This is a genomic window from Marivita lacus (assembly GCF_014637725.1).
Lineage (GTDB): Bacteria > Pseudomonadota > Alphaproteobacteria > Rhodobacterales > Rhodobacteraceae > Marivita > Marivita lacus.
Map to the genome: position 1 here is coordinate 38619 of NZ_BMFC01000010.1, position 15890 is coordinate 54508.

The following is a 15890-nucleotide window of genomic DNA, read 5'->3' on the forward strand; positions in this document are numbered from 1 at the left end:
AGTTTAGATTGCACGCATCAGGCGGGGGATTGTCTTTTGAAGGCGATTCCCCTGTCCGCCCGGAGCCAGTTGTGGAGTGTCGTGATGCGCCGTCTTGTTGCAGTCTTTTTGGTGATGTTTGCCCCGGTGATGGTGGTTGCGCAGGACGTGCCGCTGGCCAAGATCATTGCGGTGCAATCGGCGGATGGCGACGTGACGCGGCAGTTTTTCGGCCATGTGGTGGCCAAGGAGACCGTGGGTCTTGCGTTCCAGGTGGGCGGCCAGATTGTCGAGTTGCCGTTGATCGAGGGCGAACGGATCGCCGAAGGCACGGTGGTGGCGCAGCTTGACCTCGAGCCGTTCCAATTGGCGCTGGACCAGGCGCGGGTGCGCAAGGATCAGGCGGAACGCACTCTGGAACGCTTGCAGCGATTGCAGGGCAGTACGGTGAGCCAGGTGTCGGTGGACGATGCCGAAACGGCGTTGCAACTGGCGGAGATCGCGGTGCGCAATGCGACGCGCGAGTTGAAGAATGCCACGCTGTTGGCGCCCTTCGACGCTCTGGTCGCGTCGCGGAACGTGGCCAATTTCTCGACCATTTCGGCGGGCACATCGGTGGCGCGGTTGCACGACATGTCCGAATTGCGGATCGAGATCGAGGTGCCCGAGGTCTTGTTCCAGCGTGCCGGAACCGATCCGGATATCGCGCTTTTGGCGCAGTTCCCCACCGACGAGACACGCTATCAGGTGACGCCGCGCGAATTCAACGCCGAGACATCACAGGTCGGCCAGACCTACCAGATCACGCTGGGCATGGCTCCGCCCGAGGGTCAGACGATCCTGCCGGGGTCGTCGGTGACGGTCTACGCGACGCTGAACGGCGGGGCCGAGGTCATCGTGATTCCGGCCTCTGCGGTCAGCACGTCCAATGATGGCAGTCCGAACGTCATGGTCTTTACCCCTACCGGCGCGGACGAGGGCACGGTGGCGCACCGTTCGGTGACGGTGGAGCCGACCAGTCGTGGCGACGTGCGGGTGACCGACGGGTTGGAGCGTGGCGAAGAGATCGTCGCCAGCGGCACCAGCCAGCTTGATGACGGGGATCGCGTCAGGCGGTTCACCGGCTTCTCGAACTGAGCCGCGCATCATGAACATCGCAAAAGCGTCCATCGACCGCCCGATCCTCACATGGCTGATCATGCTGGCGGCCCTGCTGGGCGGCATCTGGGGGTTCTTCAGCCTTGGCCGGTTGGAAGACCCGGCCTTTACCATCAAGACCGCCGTGGTGGTCACCGAATATCCCGGTGCCAGCGCACAGCAGGTGGCGCGCGAAGTGTCCGAACCGCTGGAATCCGAGATCCAGAAGATGTCCGAGGTCAAGGAGGTCCGGTCGGTCAACCAGCCCGGCCTGTCGCGGATCACCGTCGACATGAAGGACCAGTATGATGGCGAGGAACTGCCCGAGATCTGGACCAAGCTGCGCAACCGTGTGACGGCGGCGCGGCTGCCCGGCGGGGTCGGGCGTCCCTTTGTCAATGACGGGTTCGGCGATGTCTACGGTATTTACTATGCCGTGACCGCGCCGGGATTTTCGGATGCCGAGATCTACGAGCTGTCCACCTTCCTGCGGCGCGAATTGCTGACGGTGGAGGGCGTGGCGGATGTGGCGCTGTCTGGCGTGCCCGACGAGGTGATCTATGTCGAGCCGAGCCTTGTTCTGAGCACAAACCTCAACATCCCGCCCGCCGCGATCCAGAGCGCGCTGGCGAACGCCAATTCGGTTGTGGATGGCGGGTCCTTGCAGGACGTGGACGGGCGCACGCTCATTCAGGGGCCCGACGGCTATGACACGGTGCAGGAGATCGCTGGTCTGACCGTGGGGGTTGGCGGAGAGATCCTCAACCTGTTCGATTTCGCCGAGGTGCGGCGCGCCCGCGAGGACACGCCGGACCTGATCATCCGCCACAACGGGGTTGAGGCGTTCACGCTCGGCATCGCGGGGATCGGGTCGGAAAACATCGTCGATGTGGGCAAACGCGCCGATGCCAAGCTGGCGGAGCTGTCGTCGCAGATCCCCGTGGGGGTCGAGTTGCAGCCGATCTACCAGCAGCACGTGGTGGTCGAGGAAGCGTCGAACGCGTTCCTGATCAACCTTGCCATGTCGGTCAGTATCGTGGTGATCGTGCTGGCGCTGTTCATGGGCTGGCGTGCGGCTGTCGTGGTGGGGGTGACGCTGCTGCTGACGGTCGTGGGCACGCTGTTCTTCATGGCGATCTTTTCCATTGAGATGGAGCGGATTTCCCTGGGCGCGTTGATCATCGCCATGGGAATGCTGGTGGACAACGCCATTGTCGTGGCCGAGGGTATGCAGATCGCCATGCGACGCGGCAAGGATTCACGCGCGGCGGCGGACGAGGCGGCAAGCAAGACACAGATCCCGCTGTTGGGGGCCACGGTGATCGGCATCATGGCCTTTGCCGGGATCGGGCTCAGCCCGGATGCGACGGGGGAATTCCTGTTTTCGCTCTTTGCGGTGATCGGGATCTCGCTGCTGTTGTCGTGGGTGCTGGCGCTGACGGCAACGCCGCTTCTGGGGCATTACTTTTTCAAGCGCGGCACCGGGGGCGAAGACGACGCCTATGGCGGGGTCCTGTTCCGGATGTATGGCAGCATCCTGCGCGGTGCGTTGCGGGTGTGGTGGCTGGTGATTGTCGGTCTGGCGGCGATCACCGTGGTCTGTCTGATGCTGTTCGGGCAGATCAAGCAGCAGTTCTTTCCCGACAGCAACACGCCGCTGTTCTTTGTGCATTACAAGCTGGAGCAGGGCGCTTCGATCGAGGAAACCTCGCGCGATCTGGTGGTGTTCGAAGACTGGTTGGCCGGGCAGGAGGACGTGGTGTCCGCCACCGCCTTTGTCGGGCGCGGTGCGGACCGGTTCATGCTGACCTATCAGGCCGAGGATCCGAACCCGAGCTATGGGCACATCATCGTTCGGACAAACACCATCGACGAGATCGCGCCGCTGATCGCCGAGTTGGAGGCGTTCGCCGCGCAGACCCTGCCGCAGGGCGAGTTCCGCGCCAAGCGTCTGGCCTTTGGCCCCGGTGGCGGTGATCCGATTCAGGTGCGGTTCTCGGGGTCGGACCCCGAGGTGCTGCGGAATCTGGCGGATGAGGCGATGCAACGGCTGATCGACGCGTCCGACAATATCGTGGCTCCGCGCATCGACTGGCGGGAACAGGAACTCGTGCTCAAGCCCGTCTATGCCACCGACCGCGCGCAGGAGGCGGGGATCACCCGCGATGAGATCACGACGATCCTGCGCTTTGCGACCACGGGCATCGACGCCGGGGTGTACCGCGAAGGCGACCGGCAGATTCCCATCGTGCTGCGCGCCGATCCGGAGGCGGACATGGCGCTGACCGATCACGTGGTCTATTCGCAGAACGCACAGGCCTTTGTGCCGCTGGAACAGGTCACGGACGGCCTGACCTTCGAGGCCCAGAACACGCTGCTGATGCGGCGCGACAGGCTGCTGACGATCACCGTGGGCGCGGATGTGGTCAAGGGGCTGACCGCTGCACAGGTTCAGGCCGAGGTGACCGAGACCATCGAGGCGATGGATCTGCCCCGCGGCTACAAGATGGAATGGGGCGGGGAACTGGAAAGCTCGTCCGAAGCACAGGCCAGCCTCGGGCGGCAATTGCCGATGAGCCTGATCATCATGGTGGTGATTTCCGTATTGCTGTTCAACGCGTTGCGGCAGCCGCTGATCATCTGGCTGCTGGTGCCGATGTCGGTCAACGGGGTGAGCCTTACGCTGCTGGGCACGGGCTTTCCGTTCACGTTCACGGCGCTTCTGGGGCTTCTGTCGCTGTCGGGCATGCTGATCAAGAACGGGATCGTCCTGGTCGAGGAGATTGACCTTGTTCGGGCCGAAAAGCCCGAACAGTCGCTGACCGAGTCGATCGTGGAGGCGTCCACGTCACGTCTGCGCCCGGTGGTTCTGGCAGCGGCGACGACGATCCTCGGGATGCTTCCGCTGATCTGGGACGCTTTCTTCCGGTCGATGGCGGTGACGATCATGGGCGGTCTCGCCTTTGCGTCGATCCTCACGCTGGTCGCGGCGCCTGTGTTCTACTACGCGTTCTTCAAACGGGAGGCCCGGCAGAACGCCGTGCCGGGATAAAGGAGGTGGGCCGCTGGCCATGCCGGACCAGCAGATCGAAGAAACCGGCTGTCAGCTTTCCTCGGGGCACACCTGAGTGACCCCCGAACATGTGCGGGTCACATCGGCCTCTTCCGACGGGCCTGACGGGGGGAATTCGAGGATCGGCATGTTCGGGAACGCGGCGACTGGTGTGAGAAAGCCAGACAGGACCAAAGAGCCGACTGCGACCGAAAGGGCAAAACGAGCATTCAATTTGAAAAGCATGGGAAATTCCGAAGCGTTGAAAAGCATGGTCAGGATAACACAGCGACAAATGACTTACCTAAGGTAAACGTCCTGTTGGATGGCTTCAAATTGCAGTTGCCTAATCTGGAGGCACGTCATCGGACGTCCTCGAGACCACTCATTGCACCCCGTCGAAAGATCCTGCGGCGTCAGGGTCAGCGTCACGGGAACGCAACAGATACCAGTACTCGTCGAGCTGTTCAGCAGCTTTTCTTGCCCGCGCTTCAGCTACCTTAGGTGATTTGGTGCGCAGAGAATATGCGATCCGAGGGGAGGAATAGTGGTGCTTCAGCTCTTTCGGGATGCGTCGGCTGAAGTAGAAAACCCCGTCTTTGGTGAAAGTGAACGGGCGTGAAATGGTCTCCGACATGGTCTACGGCTCCTAGCAGTGGCTAAAAGCTGGAGTGATACCAATGGGTTAACTGAAGAAATGGTGCCCCCACACGGACTCGAACCGCGGACCTACTGATTACAAATCAGTTGCTCTACCAGCTGAGCTATAGGGGCTCCGGAGGCGTGATTACTGAGTGTCGCGCGGCTGTGCAAGAGGCAATCTGGGGAAAATTTGCGAATTGCAACCGGCGCTCAAACACGGTTTCCATCGGCGGGAGCGGGCGTATACTGCAGCCAGACAGCGAGACCATTGAAAACACATGCAGCTTGTCCTTCACACGGGCCTTCACGAGACCGACAGCGACCGGCTGTTCAAGACATTGTTGCGCAACCGCGAGGCGCTGCGCGGTGAGGGGGTCGCGATTCCCGGACCAGGCAAGTACCGGCAGCTGATTTCGGAGATGCTGAACACGCTGGGGGATGCGCCGCCTGCGCCCGACACGCGGGAGATCCTGCTCGACAGCATCCTCGACGATGCGACGGGGCATGTTGACCGGTTGATCCTGTCGCATGAGCATCTGTTTTCGGTGCCAAAGATCGCATTCCAGGGGGGGGCGGTCTATCGCAAGGCGGAACAGCGCCTGCGGACCCTGCGCAATATTTTCATGCAGGATTCTTTCGAGGTCTTCATCGGGCTTCGCAATCCGGCGAGTTTTTTGCCGGCGCTTCTCAAGGCGACGCCGCATGGCGATATCGCGCAGCTTCTGCACGGGCTTGATCCGGCGCAGATCCGCTGGTCGGACCTGATCGCACGGATCACGGCGGCGCTGCCCGGTGTGCCGGTGACGGTGTGGTGTGACGAGGACAGTCCGCTGATCTGGGGCGAGCTGATCCGCGAATTCGCCGGGGTCGAACCGACCTATCCGATCATCGGAGCCTATTCCCGCATGGCCGACATCACCTCGCAGGAGGGCATGACCCGGTTCCGCGCCTACCTGGCCGAAAAGCCTGAGCTGACCGAGGTGCAAATCCGACGCGTGATGGTGGCGTTTCTCGACAAATACGCCGATGCGTCGAAAGTGGATGACGTGTTCGATCTGCCCGGTTGGGATGCGCATCTGGTGCAGGATCTGACCGAGCAATACGAGGAAGACCTGTTCGATCTGGGCCGGATTCCCGGCGTCACGCTGATCGCGCCCTGAACCGCGCGGGCAGGGCTGCACATTTGTGCCCAACTTAGGCCAAAGAGGTGGATTAACCGGGGGACGACGCAACCGGAGGGTCAGACATGGCTGAAACGGCACCGACACAAGACGCAACCTTTGGCTGGATCGGCTTTGCCGTTGGCGCGGCAGCGCTTGTCTTGACGCTTGTCACCTTCTGGGCGGGGCCGTTTGCGCCGCAACAGGCTGCGGGCGTCACGCTGGGGGAGCTTGCGGCCGACATTGCCAAGGCAGCAGCGCGGTCGGTGGCGGGGCAGGAGCAACCTGCACCGGTCGCGGTGCCGTGGACCATCGACAAATATCTGGAGATTGCTGTGGGTGTGCTGTCGGGGTTCGCCATCCTGATCGGCGTTGCCGCGTTTGTCCGGCACGAACAGAAGCGCGCCGCGATGTCGGGCATTGCGCTGGGCGGCCTTGCGATGGCGGTGCAATTCTTTGCATGGACAATCGGGATGATTGTCGGCGGGGTGGTGCTCGTGGGCGTCTTGTACGCCCTGCGCGACACGTTCGGGGGGGTGTTCGGCGGGCTGCTGGGCGACTGAGCGCGATCTGGCACCGCCGGACCCACGCCAGGCCCGGAATTGGAGTGGCGGCACACCTGAAGCGATGCGCCGCCGGGTCGCTCAGTTCATGCCGAGCGCTTCCTTGTACATCTCAAGAACCTCTGCTCCATGTGATATTGAGGTTTGCCGCAGCCCACGCTACAAGCAAAAACAGATACTTAGAGAATTTGCCTGTTTGTTCAGTTGACGAAGCTTGTGAACGGCCTGCATTCGAACTCGAAGCAACGAGGGCTGTTGCCAAACAGCACAGGCGGGAAAAACCAAGTACACTGAGCCGCTACTGTAAGTCCCTCGCCCGTATCCTTCGGCATGAACCGGAGGCGCTTGGCCTCAAGCTCGATCCACAGGGCTGGGTGCGCGTCGATGACCCATTACGGGCGTTGTTGCAAAAGTCTGACGACGGAGCGGTCACTTCGCGAATCCATGCGGTAAGACGCACTCCATGAGCAAACCATCTCCCGCCTGCTATCGTATGACGAACGGGCCCAGTTGCAACGCATCGCTGCGCAAGCGGGGGTCTCGGCTGATTTGGTCGACAAGGACATGACCTGGCGCGCCGCGTGACGGCCGGCCCGGACATCCGCCGGCTTTTCCGATGCGGCCCTCCAGTTCTGCCTGTCAACCAAAGTGCTGTTCAACCCTCCCTTGCGACAGACCGCCGGGCGGGTGGCGAGCCTGCTGAAGCTGGCGGGGCTGGACTGGCCGGCTCCTGACTTGTCCACCCTGTGCCGCAGGCAAAAGACCCTGGCCATTCAGACGACCTTCTCAAATCGACTGATCCAACTGATCAGTCCGGATGAATGTCGCGCGGGGTACAGCCTGCGTCGAGAACGACAGCCACCCAGTTGACCTCTGCGTCCAGGCCCCGTTCAGCGAGCCAGGCGTCCTGAAGCCGGTAAGCAGGCAGTTCCTGCGCTGCGGGACAATACCAGTGATGCGTCGATTGACGGTGATGCACCAATTCGTGCAGCAGAACGCTCACGTCCTGTGCGGATCGGGCGTTCCACGGTTGGACCAACAGGATTTCCTGCCGCTCGGGATCATATAGGCCACGAAGGCGACCTCTCTGAAAGCTTGATGTCGTGCCTTGTCGCTCTGCTGCAACCCATTCGCTGACCACTCGGATGCGTGGGGATGTCTTCCGTCGCTGCCAGTCACTGTTGACGTCAAGCCAGTCGTCAAGCGTGTCCACCAGCGCGGACATGTTTGCAGCGGCGCGCCATTGTGGCGCAGGGTCGAACCGGATTTCGGTTTCTGCAGGCAGTTGTGATGGACAAAGAGCGACAAGGGCCGTGGCGAGCGCCACGGCAATGCGGATGCGGGGCATGGGACCCTCCGACGTTGGATTTTGAGATTTCGTGGTCCGATGTTACAATCCGAATGGATACGCGCCGAACGATCGCTTTTCAGCCTCGCATGAACTGAATTCAGGCAGAGACATGGGACGAAAGTTACCCCCCTTCGCAGCCGTCCGCGCTTTTGAAGCGGCAGCACGGCACATGTCGGTCAAGGCCGCGGCTGATGAGCTTTGCCTGACACCGTCGGCCGTCAGTCACCAGATCAAGGCACTTGAGGGGTTTCTCGACACCCAACTTTTCGAGCGCTTCGGAAATCGGCTGGCGTTGACACTGACGGGCGAGGCTTATGCAGGCAAACTGACCCATCTTCTTGACAGCTTTCTGGACGAGACGGAGGCGATCCATGCAGCGCCGCGACGCCTGCGCGTCTTGTCTACTCCGGGCTTTGCCGCGCGTTGGCTTGTGCCGAGGCTTTCGCGGCTCGAATTCGCGCAGGACGTCCGGCTGCGCGTGTCGAACGGGGCACCTTCCCTGGATTTCGCAACGAACGACGCTGACGTGGTGATCCAGTGGGCCGACCAGCCGAGGCCGGGTCTTCTGGTCGAGCCGTTGATGGCGTCGACGCGCTATCCGGTAATCTCGCCCGCGCTCAAGGCGCGCGAGAACGTGACACGTCCCGAGGACCTCTTGCGGCTGACGCTTTGCTACGATGAAACCGATGATGCGTGGCCGCAGTGGTTCGACGCGGTCGGCCTTGCCGGGGTGCAGCTGCCGCAAGGGCCGACTTTTCCGAATTGCGAGCTTTCGACGACGATGGTGGAGCAGGGACAGGGCGTGTCGCTCGCCTATGATGCGGTGGTTCGGGGCACGTTGGCGTCGGGCCGGCTGGAACGGCTCTTTGAGGCCGTGACCTTGCCGATGGCGATCTATTCGGTGGCTTGCCTGGAGACCCGCTCCGACGAGCCGCGGATCACCGCATTTCGCCAGTGGCTCAGGGCCGAGGCGGAGATGGAGGGGGTGCTGCCCCAAAGATACCGGGCAGCGGCCGAATAAATAAAGCTTCGACGCCGCACAAGGAAGTTCGGACCAGACCGCAAGGCGGCGGTCGTTGGAGTGTTTCGCGAAAAGCGCATAGCCAAAGGTTTGTCTGTCTTCCGAAAACAGCCGGCAGCACACCGACGAGATCGAAGCCCCGCCAGCACCCGCTGTGTGCCGGCGGGCAACATTTCAGTTGTTCGCGGTCAACGGATCGATGATCTGAGGGATCTCGGTGATCGACGAGACCGGAATGCCGCTGAGTTCGGAGTGTTTCTTCACGGCATCCTCGTCCTTGGCCAGGTAGACGCAGAACGACTTGTCGCCTGCCAGATAGCTGTGTTGCCATTGAATGTCCGGGCCAAGTGTTTCCAGCGCCTGGTTCGAGGCGCGGGCCGCACCGCAAAGTTCGGTCATCGAAAAGCTGCCGATCCCGGGAATGCTTCTTTCGATCATGAAGCGTTTCATCTGTGCCATGTCTGGTTCCTCCTGTGACTGACCCGTCAAGCTTGCGCGTCACATCGCGGATTCCCTAACGAGATTTTCTTTGCATCGGAAAACCTGACCTTCGCAAAACAGATGAATTTGATGCTGACTTAAGGTAATCTTTAGCAATGGCTGGAACCCAGCACCTCCGCGCCCTTCAGGCGCTTGAACTTGCGGTTCGTCACGGTTCGATCCGGCGTGCGGCCGAGGAATTGGCGATCACACCCGCAGCAGCCGGGCAACGCATTCGCGCGTTGGAGGATTATCTGGGAACTGACCTGTTGCTGCGCGGACGGTCAGGGCTGCATCCGACGCCCGCGCTCGAACATGCACTGCCAGACCTGCGCAGCGCCTTCGCCGCATTGGACCGGGTCAGCGAGACCCTGGATTTCCAGCGCATCTCTGAAATCCACCTGGTCGCTGATCCCGACTGGACCGAACTCTGGCTGTTGCCACGCTTGCCTGCCTTCCGGGAAGCGCATCCCTACATCTGTTTTTGCATCAACGGAGAGGGCGATGTCCCGGTGCGACTCGGCGCTCCGGACATTCGCATAAGCCGTTCAGAGGATGCCAAGGGCGACATCCTGTTCCGTGATCTGCATGTCGCGATCACGGGGCCCGACAATCTTCGCCGCTTGGGAGATTGGGATCGTGACTTTGAACTCGAAGGATTGCCGTTGTTGCATATCGATCCGGATCAGAAAGAGTCCTGCCTGCCGGGATGGCCGGAATGGGTCGCACAGCATGGAATGCGGCGCGAAGGTGCTGACCGGGGCGTCAACTACCGCCATCTGAGACAGGCTTTGGCAGCAGTGCGTGAAAACGTGGGGTTCCTCATCTGCGGGCTGTGCCTTGCCCGACAGGATATCGAAGCCGGCAACGTCGTTCTCGTGTATCCGGCTGACCGGCACCTATCGGAGGTGGCACCCTTCAGGATGTTTCTACGCAACGAAACCCGGATGACGGCACAGGTGCGGCGGTTTGCAGACTGGTTGATGGAACAGGCGCGGGAATCACAGGAGTGGATTAGCAGAACAGCCGGCGCAAAGCCGAAGCAAGAGTGATGCGATCTCCAATTTCGTATCAAGGACTTCATGCTTGCTGACAGGCATTGCGTTTTTTGGATCGTTTCTCATGTTGGCAGGAGCACGGCAATGCCGGACAGGATCAGCATTCCGCCAGTGACGGCCACTGTCGCTTTCCCGAAGACTGCCAATTTTTCTGCTGCAACAAGAAGTGCCAGCCCTGCAATCCAGTAGAGGTTCATCACACCACCCACGAAAAGCAGCAGCATGAGTGCCCAGCAGCAGCCAAGGCAGAAAACTCCGTGCCGCAGCCCCATTGACCAAGCGCCGCGAGCGCCGGGCTGCCAATGGTTTGACAGAAAGACCGCGGGAGCCTGACAGTGGCTCAGGCAGGCACGTTTGAGCGGTGTAAACTGGTAAAGCCCGGCAAGGATCAGGACGGCGCCGGCAAGCCAGCCACCCCGCAGGCTCATCATTCCGGGTGCAATCAGACCAAGCGGCTGCATCGCCCATTGCAGGGTGGCGGTGAGGGCAGAAAAGAACGCCCAAACCACCAGATAACCGGCGACGAAAGCCCATGTTGACCGGAGTTCTTGTGGCGCCTCCGGCCTGCGCGTCAGGCTGTGGTGCAGCAGGATCGTCGGTGCGGCACTCGGCACCATCATGGCGATCATCATGATCCACCACATCAGGAACATCAGCGCGGCATAGGGCAGCGTCCATGCCATTGCATGCCCCATCTCCATCGGTTGACCCGGCAGGCGTGCCATGCGCGTCATGTCGAGCGCGCTCATGTCCATGCCGATGCCCGCGACGGTGTAGATCACCGCCGCAAGCTCGATCATGGCGAGGCCACCCAGAAACAGCCACCGATCTTGCCGAAGTGCTGCAATCAGCCAGCCGCCGCCCTGCATCAGGCCGCGCCTTCGATCACCCCGGCCTGGGACATGTGCAGGCGTGCAAAATGGGTGTGGGTGTCCACAAGGGGGTCGAAGGCGATCTCTCCTCCGGTCAATGTCGTGCGCCCGCTGGCGACTTCAGCCTCGCGGAACTCGAACCCATTGGGCAGCTTCAGGAGCGCACGGTGCGGTTCGCCGGTGACGATATTGGGAACGGGCTGCACATCGATGTCGGCGATGCCATCGATCCTGATCCGGCCGGTACGCGCATCCATGTCGAGTGTGAGGTCGATGGGCTTTCGCAGGGTAGGATACTTCGTCGGGCTCATCTTTGCATAGACGAACCACATCGTCTTCATCTCGTCGGTGTCCTGCCCGGTCATGATCCGCTCCAGCGCGGCGGCCTGCGCCTCGGTCGCGGCGGTATCGATCACCAGTTGCATCTGGCCGTTGCCCTCGTGGATCGCGCCGGGCCAATGATAGATCCCGGCTGCGCGCAGACCTGCCAGGCCGGTGTCTCCGTGATGGCCGCTCTCGATGTCAAAAACGATGGCCGCCTCGCAATTTCCGCGGTTCGGCAGGACACCGAACTGACAGGGGCAGCCGAAATTGCAGTTGCAATTGGCCAGTTCCAGACCGTGAATTTCCCAAGGTGTCATCTCGTGTTCCTCCTAAATTTTGTGATGTTGAAATGCTTCGTCGGTGTCGTCTTCTTTGCCCGCTTGACGCGGGTTGTTCATTGTTTTCAGCTCTGGAAAGAAGCCTGAAATCGATGCCGCAGGAAGTGTCCTGACAGTTCACAACAGCTCCCCCAGCATCGAGGCTGCGCGGGCGGCACCGTCCCGCGCGACCGGGTGCGGGATGCGGGGGTTGAGCAGTTCATCCTGCATCGCCTCGGCAATCCGCTCGGGGCTGCTCTCGGCATAACTCATGCGACGGCCAGCGTTGTAGCGGTCGAGCCGGGCGGCGACATGGAAGTTTTGTTCGAAGTGATTGCGCAGCGGAAAATAGAGGAACGGGGTGCCGGCGGCGGCCAGTTCCATGCAGGTGGTCAAGCCCCCCTGCACCAGTGCGAGGTCGCAGGCGGCCAGATGGCGGTCGAGGTCCGGCACGAAGGCGCGCGCCTCCACCCCCTCGGGCCAGTCGAAACCGGCGGGGTCGAGCCGGGGGCCGGTGACGACGATCATGCGCAACTCGGGGATGCGGGCGCGGGCAAACGGATAAGCGGCCAGAATCCGCCGGATCAACTGCGCCCCGACGCCTGACCCGCCCACGGCGACAATGCAGGTCTTGCGGCCATCGTCATAGCCGAACTCGGCGCGCAGGTCGGCGCGCGCGCCAAAGTCGGCGGGGTGCGTGCCTATGATGTAGTCGGAAAACTCGTAGTGCCGAGGGACCCAGTCACGCATGTGCGGCAGGCCGTCGCCGAAGGTCAGATCGGCAATATCTTCCTTCCCACCCACGAAGATCGCACGGTCCCGCACCAGCGGGTTCCGTTCGACATGCCCGATCATTTCGGCATTGTAGTCTCTGGTCAGGAACGCCTCGCGCGGGCCGTTCCCGGCGAACGGCACCCAGCCTACGAAATCGGTGAACCAGGCGATCTGGCTGCGTTTGAGGTCGGGATGTTCGTGCCAGTAGTGATCGACGTCCCAGGCCTCGTCGGCGATCACGAGGTCGTAGCGGTCCGCTTCCAGAATATCCTGGAAGACCATGAAGTTCTTGATAAGGATTTCGTCCATGTTGCGGATCGCCTGAAAGGCGTTCAGGTCGTGCTCGCCGGCTTCAGCCTCGATATGCGCGGATTCATTGGCGAGCAGGCGGCTTGCCGGGTGCAGCGCTTCGTCATTTGCGGCAAGAAACGGCGTGACAGGGTCTTGCGCCAGCCAGTCTACCTGAAGATCAGGATGCAGTTTGCGCAACTCCCGCGTCACCGCCAGATCGCGACGGGCATGTCCCAGCCCGATAGGGGACGACATGTAAAGGGCGCGCTTCTGACGCCTTGGCCGCGGTTTCGGCGCGGGCGCGTAGGTTCCCAGGTGTCGGGCGAGAAAATCGCGCATCGTCACGTTGAACCACGCCGGATACCTCGCGTGGACGGCATGCCCACCGCCGGAACGGATTTGCAATTCCCCTCCGGTGATTTGCGCAATGCGATATGAGCATTCGGGTGGTGTTATCGCGTCGGCATCACCGACCAGGATCAGGCTCGGGCACTGGACGCGGGCATACATCGCCTCGTCGATAAGGGCTGCGCCTTCTGCTCGACTGTCCAGTGTCATGGCAAGCATTTCGCCGTCGCCTTCAAGCGCCCAAGCCAGCGCGTCGTCCTGTTGCTTGGTCGAATGAAGCTCGTTGTGGACCTTGTCGAAAAAGAACCGCAGAAAATCGGCATAGTTGCGCCGCCAATGGCGGCGGTTGTATTTCTGCCAACCCTCGGGAGCCTCCACCTCGGCCTCCCAATGGGCGCCGCGTTCCGGGTAGGGCGGTACAATCGGTGCCCAGGCCCCCGTGGACACCACTGCATCGACCCGGTCTGGCCATAGGGCGGCCGCGGCGAAAGCCACCGCGCTGCCGAACGAAAATCCGACCAGCGTCGCAGCATCTGTTCCCGTTGCATCCATGACCGCAGTGATATCTTCAATCACCGCATCGAAGCTGTAGGCGTCGGGCGCGTCGGGGCGATCAGACTTGCCGTTGCCACGCGGATCAAACACGATCACGCGGAAATGTTCCGCAAAATAGGGGACCTGCGCCTTCCAGCAGCGCGAATGGATGATCGCCCAGGTCGGCACGAAAAGGATCGTGCGGTCGCCCTCGCCGTAGACCTCGTAATACAACCCGACCCCGTCGCGGTCGATCCGGCCTGTTTTTTGGGGCTGTGCCGCGCGCATCTTTCAATCCTCCTGTTGAGTCTCCGCAAGGGCGATCAGGTCTCCAACGCGACGCAGGGCCGCACGCATGGGATGTTGGGCATCGTCAAAGCCCAGCAGGATGAGGGATTCAGACCCGATGAAGGCCGCGCCGATCAGAGTGGCGATTTCCTCGGCGCGGAAGGGGCCAAGCGAGCCAGTCTGCCGTTCCACGTCGCGGACCAGTTCCAGGATCAGCCCCTGCCATTGCGCGATGGCGCGGCGCACGGCATCGCCGACCGCCGGGTTGGACCAGCCCACCGCCATCAACTCCTGCAACACGCGCACATAGCCAGAGGCCAGATCCTCCTCCAGATAGTCGCAGGCACGCGCCCATTTTTGCGAAACGCTAAGGTCGGTCCGGTGAAAGGTTTCGGCCTGACGCGCGATCAACGCATCGTTCATGTATTCGAAAAGGGCGAGGACCATCCCTTTCTTGGATCCGAAATGATAGCGGATCTGACTCATTTGCGTGCCGGCTTCAGTTGCAACCGCCCGGGTCGACAGTCCGGCGTATCCTTCCGCCATAAGAACACGCTTGGCTGCGTCCAATAAATCAACCTTCGGGTCTCGACGATGTTGCACGACGGTTTGCATGAACAGTCTCTCGAAGCTGGCGCAGGCACCAAATTGGTGGACAATGATTCTAATTCGTTCGAACGAATGATACCACAACATTGTAAATTTTCAAAGCCTGCTATCGCAGGGGTCGCGCTTGTCGGGAGTAGGGCCACGCATGCCTGGCACCCCCCTGACGGACTGAGCTGCAATACTACGATTTGATTTGAAGATGCGATCGCTCACAGGACGCTCAACGTACCAGCGTTGACCGCCGGGATGCGAATTTTCCGGAACCCGGGGCTCAGAAGCAACGCGCGACGCGCGTCTTCACCCCAGCACATGTCGGGCAATCTCGCGCAGGTGACGATCATATGAACAGTGAATGGTCGCTAAAAACGCCCTTGACCTTCGGCAAAGGCGTGTTGGCGCGATGGAAGATTTATTGAATGATATCAAGTATTTAATCTGTTCCATCGAATCATCCTTCAGTGTGCAAAACAAAGTTGTTTGCACACTGAAGCATGGCACGGAAAATTACGGCTTGGCACACGCGATGGCACAAGACGAGACATTAGATAACTTATTGAAACATATATAAAAAATCAGGAAAATCGTGTCATTGACATAGAGAAGGCGCGTCTGAAATCAAGAAAAATACAATAATAACAATTTGTTATCTGGTCAGTGCGCCTTTGGAGCTAGAAAGCACGGCTCACTGCCTCTTGTAACTTCTTAGCGCTGGATTGTTCGACTTTGACACCGTTTTTTCGTGGGTCTTCACAAAAGAAAATTCGGGCATCACAAGATGCCGGAATTATTTTTTTATATATCAGAATGTTAGGGTAAATTCAGCTCATCCCCAGAGCCTCTTTGTACATCTCCAGAATCGCTTCTTCCTCGGCGATGTCATCGGGTTCGCGCTTGCGCAGCGCGATGACCTTGCGCATGACCTTGGTGTCGTAACCACGGCCCTTTGCTTCGGCCATGACCTCTTTCTGCTGCTCGGCGATGTCTTTCTTTTCCGCGTCCAGCCGTTCGATCCGTTCGATGAACTGGCGCAGCTCATCAGCGGTGACGCGGTAGTTGGCTTCGAGTGCGCTGTCGTCCATGTTGGGTCTCC

General features: G+C 60.9%; 16 protein-coding genes, 1 tRNA gene and 1 pseudogene. 8 read left to right on the plus strand and 10 right to left on the minus strand.

The window, feature by feature from the left end; translation table 11 throughout:
• Positions 1-84: 84 nt before the first annotated feature.
• Together IEV82_RS16495 and IEV82_RS16500 are read left to right on the plus strand one after the other, a co-directional pair.
• A complete protein-coding gene (locus IEV82_RS16495) occupies positions 85-1116 on the plus strand; it encodes an efflux RND transporter periplasmic adaptor subunit (RefSeq protein ID WP_188483130.1) in 1032 nt (343 codons plus the stop codon).
• A 10-nt stretch (positions 1117-1126) separates the two neighbouring features.
• Positions 1127-4168, plus strand: coding sequence for an efflux RND transporter permease subunit (locus IEV82_RS16500; protein ID WP_188483131.1), 3042 nt, complete (start codon positions 1127-1129; stop codon positions 4166-4168).
• 51 nt (positions 4169-4219) lie between these two features.
• Here the strand turns inward: IEV82_RS16500 and IEV82_RS16505 are convergent, their stop codons facing one another.
• The 3 genes from IEV82_RS16505 to IEV82_RS16515 all read right to left on the minus strand — a co-directional run bounded on the left by IEV82_RS16505 (position 4220) and on the right by IEV82_RS16515 (position 4942).
• Positions 4220-4414, minus strand: coding sequence for a hypothetical protein (locus IEV82_RS16505; protein ID WP_188483132.1), 195 nt, complete (start codon positions 4412-4414; stop codon positions 4220-4222).
• Positions 4415-4553: 139 nt separating this feature from the next.
• Positions 4554-4805: a DUF6538 domain-containing protein gene (locus IEV82_RS16510; RefSeq protein ID WP_229747877.1), complete on the minus strand. Its 252-nt coding sequence runs from the start codon at positions 4803-4805 to the stop codon at positions 4554-4556.
• A 61-nt stretch (positions 4806-4866) separates the two neighbouring features.
• Positions 4867-4942 (minus strand) — tRNA-Thr (locus IEV82_RS16515).
• Positions 4943-5088: 146 nt separating this feature from the next.
• Here IEV82_RS16515 and IEV82_RS16520 point away from each other — a divergent pair.
• The 4 genes and pseudogenes from IEV82_RS16520 to IEV82_RS16535 all read left to right on the plus strand — a co-directional run.
• Positions 5089-5970, plus strand: coding sequence for a hypothetical protein (locus IEV82_RS16520; protein WP_188483133.1), 882 nt, complete (start codon positions 5089-5091; stop codon positions 5968-5970).
• A gap of 86 nt (positions 5971-6056) precedes the next feature.
• The gene (locus tag IEV82_RS16525; protein WP_188483134.1) at positions 6057-6533 is read left to right on the plus strand and encodes a hypothetical protein; all 477 of its coding nucleotides are present in this window, start codon (positions 6057-6059) and stop codon (positions 6531-6533) included.
• The gene (locus IEV82_RS16530) at positions 6431-7000 is read left to right on the plus strand and encodes an RNA 2'-phosphotransferase (protein WP_188483135.1); all 570 of its coding nucleotides are present in this window, start codon (positions 6431-6433) and stop codon (positions 6998-7000) included. Before IEV82_RS16525 ends, IEV82_RS16530 begins: the two co-directional genes overlap by 103 nt.
• Positions 6997-7319: pseudogene (locus IEV82_RS16535) on the plus strand (transposase); the annotation flags it as partial. The gene IEV82_RS16530 and the pseudogene IEV82_RS16535, both read left to right, overlap by 4 nt.
• A gap of 22 nt (positions 7320-7341) precedes the next feature.
• Here the strand turns inward: IEV82_RS16535 and IEV82_RS16540 are convergent.
• Positions 7342-7881 carry a DUF6647 family protein gene (locus IEV82_RS16540; RefSeq protein ID WP_188483136.1) on the minus strand — a complete coding sequence of 180 codons (540 nt, stop codon included), beginning with the start codon at positions 7879-7881 and terminating at the stop codon, positions 7342-7344.
• Between the two features lie 112 nt (positions 7882-7993).
• On the opposite strand from IEV82_RS16540, the gene IEV82_RS16545 reads away from it, so the two are divergent.
• Positions 7994-8905: a LysR substrate-binding domain-containing protein gene (locus IEV82_RS16545; protein ID WP_188483137.1), complete on the plus strand. Its 912-nt coding sequence runs from the start codon at positions 7994-7996 to the stop codon at positions 8903-8905.
• Between the two features lie 174 nt (positions 8906-9079).
• Here the strand turns inward: IEV82_RS16545 and IEV82_RS16550 are convergent, their stop codons facing one another.
• Positions 9080-9364 carry a DUF4242 domain-containing protein gene (locus tag IEV82_RS16550; RefSeq protein ID WP_188483138.1) on the minus strand — a complete coding sequence of 95 codons (285 nt, stop codon included), beginning with the start codon at positions 9362-9364 and terminating at the stop codon, positions 9080-9082.
• 137 nt (positions 9365-9501) lie between these two features.
• Here IEV82_RS16550 and IEV82_RS16555 point away from each other — a divergent pair, with 137 nt between their 5' ends.
• Entirely contained in the window at positions 9502-10437 is a 936-nt protein-coding gene (locus IEV82_RS16555; protein ID WP_188483139.1) for a LysR family transcriptional regulator, read from the plus strand.
• 68 nt (positions 10438-10505) lie between these two features.
• On the opposite strand, the gene IEV82_RS16560 is transcribed toward IEV82_RS16555, so the two are convergent.
• From IEV82_RS16560 to IEV82_RS16580, 5 genes are all read right to left on the minus strand, one after another.
• A complete protein-coding gene (locus IEV82_RS16560) occupies positions 10506-11312 on the minus strand; it encodes a DUF2182 domain-containing protein (RefSeq protein WP_229747879.1) in 807 nt (268 codons plus the stop codon).
• Positions 11312-11956, minus strand: coding sequence for a DUF1326 domain-containing protein (locus IEV82_RS16565; protein WP_188483140.1), 645 nt, complete (start codon positions 11954-11956; stop codon positions 11312-11314). The genes IEV82_RS16560 and IEV82_RS16565 overlap by 1 nt, the downstream gene beginning before the upstream one ends.
• Before the next feature lie 138 nt (positions 11957-12094).
• Positions 12095-14191: an alpha/beta hydrolase gene (locus IEV82_RS16570; protein WP_188483141.1), complete on the minus strand. Its 2097-nt coding sequence runs from the start codon at positions 14189-14191 to the stop codon at positions 12095-12097.
• Between the two features lie 3 nt (positions 14192-14194).
• Positions 14195-14887 carry a TetR/AcrR family transcriptional regulator gene (locus IEV82_RS16575; RefSeq protein WP_188483142.1) on the minus strand — a complete coding sequence of 231 codons (693 nt, stop codon included), beginning with the start codon at positions 14885-14887 and terminating at the stop codon, positions 14195-14197.
• A gap of 731 nt (positions 14888-15618) precedes the next feature.
• Positions 15619-15879, minus strand: a complete 261-nt coding sequence (locus tag IEV82_RS16580) for a DUF2312 domain-containing protein (protein WP_188483143.1) — start codon at positions 15877-15879, stop codon at positions 15619-15621.
• Positions 15880-15890 lie beyond the last annotated feature (11 nt).

Coding starts and splice junctions, on each gene's coding strand:
- IEV82_RS16520 (WP_188483133.1), top strand. CDS start 5,089: ATGCAGCTTGTCCTTCACACGGGCCTTCACGAGACCGACAGCGACCGG.
- IEV82_RS16500 (WP_188483131.1), top strand. CDS start 1,127: ATGAACATCGCAAAAGCGTCCATCGACCGCCCGATCCTCACATGGCTG.
- IEV82_RS16505 (WP_188483132.1), bottom strand. CDS start 4,414: ATGCTTTTCAAATTGAATGCTCGTTTTGCCCTTTCGGTCGCAGTCGGC.
- IEV82_RS16510 (WP_229747877.1), bottom strand. CDS start 4,805: ATGTCGGAGACCATTTCACGCCCGTTCACTTTCACCAAAGACGGGGTT.
- IEV82_RS16525 (WP_188483134.1), top strand. CDS start 6,057: ATGGCTGAAACGGCACCGACACAAGACGCAACCTTTGGCTGGATCGGC.
- IEV82_RS16580 (WP_188483143.1), bottom strand. CDS start 15,879: ATGGACGACAGCGCACTCGAAGCCAACTACCGCGTCACCGCTGATGAG.
- IEV82_RS16575 (WP_188483142.1), bottom strand. CDS start 14,887: ATGTTGTGGTATCATTCGTTCGAACGAATTAGAATCATTGTCCACCAA.
- IEV82_RS16540 (WP_188483136.1), bottom strand. CDS start 7,881: ATGCCCCGCATCCGCATTGCCGTGGCGCTCGCCACGGCCCTTGTCGCT.
- IEV82_RS16570 (WP_188483141.1), bottom strand. CDS start 14,191: ATGCGCGCGGCACAGCCCCAAAAAACAGGCCGGATCGACCGCGACGGG.
- IEV82_RS16555 (WP_188483139.1), top strand. CDS start 9,502: ATGGCTGGAACCCAGCACCTCCGCGCCCTTCAGGCGCTTGAACTTGCG.
- IEV82_RS16550 (WP_188483138.1), bottom strand. CDS start 9,364: ATGGCACAGATGAAACGCTTCATGATCGAAAGAAGCATTCCCGGGATC.
- IEV82_RS16560 (WP_229747879.1), bottom strand. CDS start 11,312: ATGCAGGGCGGCGGCTGGCTGATTGCAGCACTTCGGCAAGATCGGTGG.
- IEV82_RS16545 (WP_188483137.1), top strand. CDS start 7,994: ATGGGACGAAAGTTACCCCCCTTCGCAGCCGTCCGCGCTTTTGAAGCG.
- IEV82_RS16565 (WP_188483140.1), bottom strand. CDS start 11,956: ATGACACCTTGGGAAATTCACGGTCTGGAACTGGCCAATTGCAACTGC.
- IEV82_RS16530 (WP_188483135.1), top strand. CDS start 6,431: ATGGACAATCGGGATGATTGTCGGCGGGGTGGTGCTCGTGGGCGTCTT.
- IEV82_RS16495 (WP_188483130.1), top strand. CDS start 85: ATGCGCCGTCTTGTTGCAGTCTTTTTGGTGATGTTTGCCCCGGTGATG.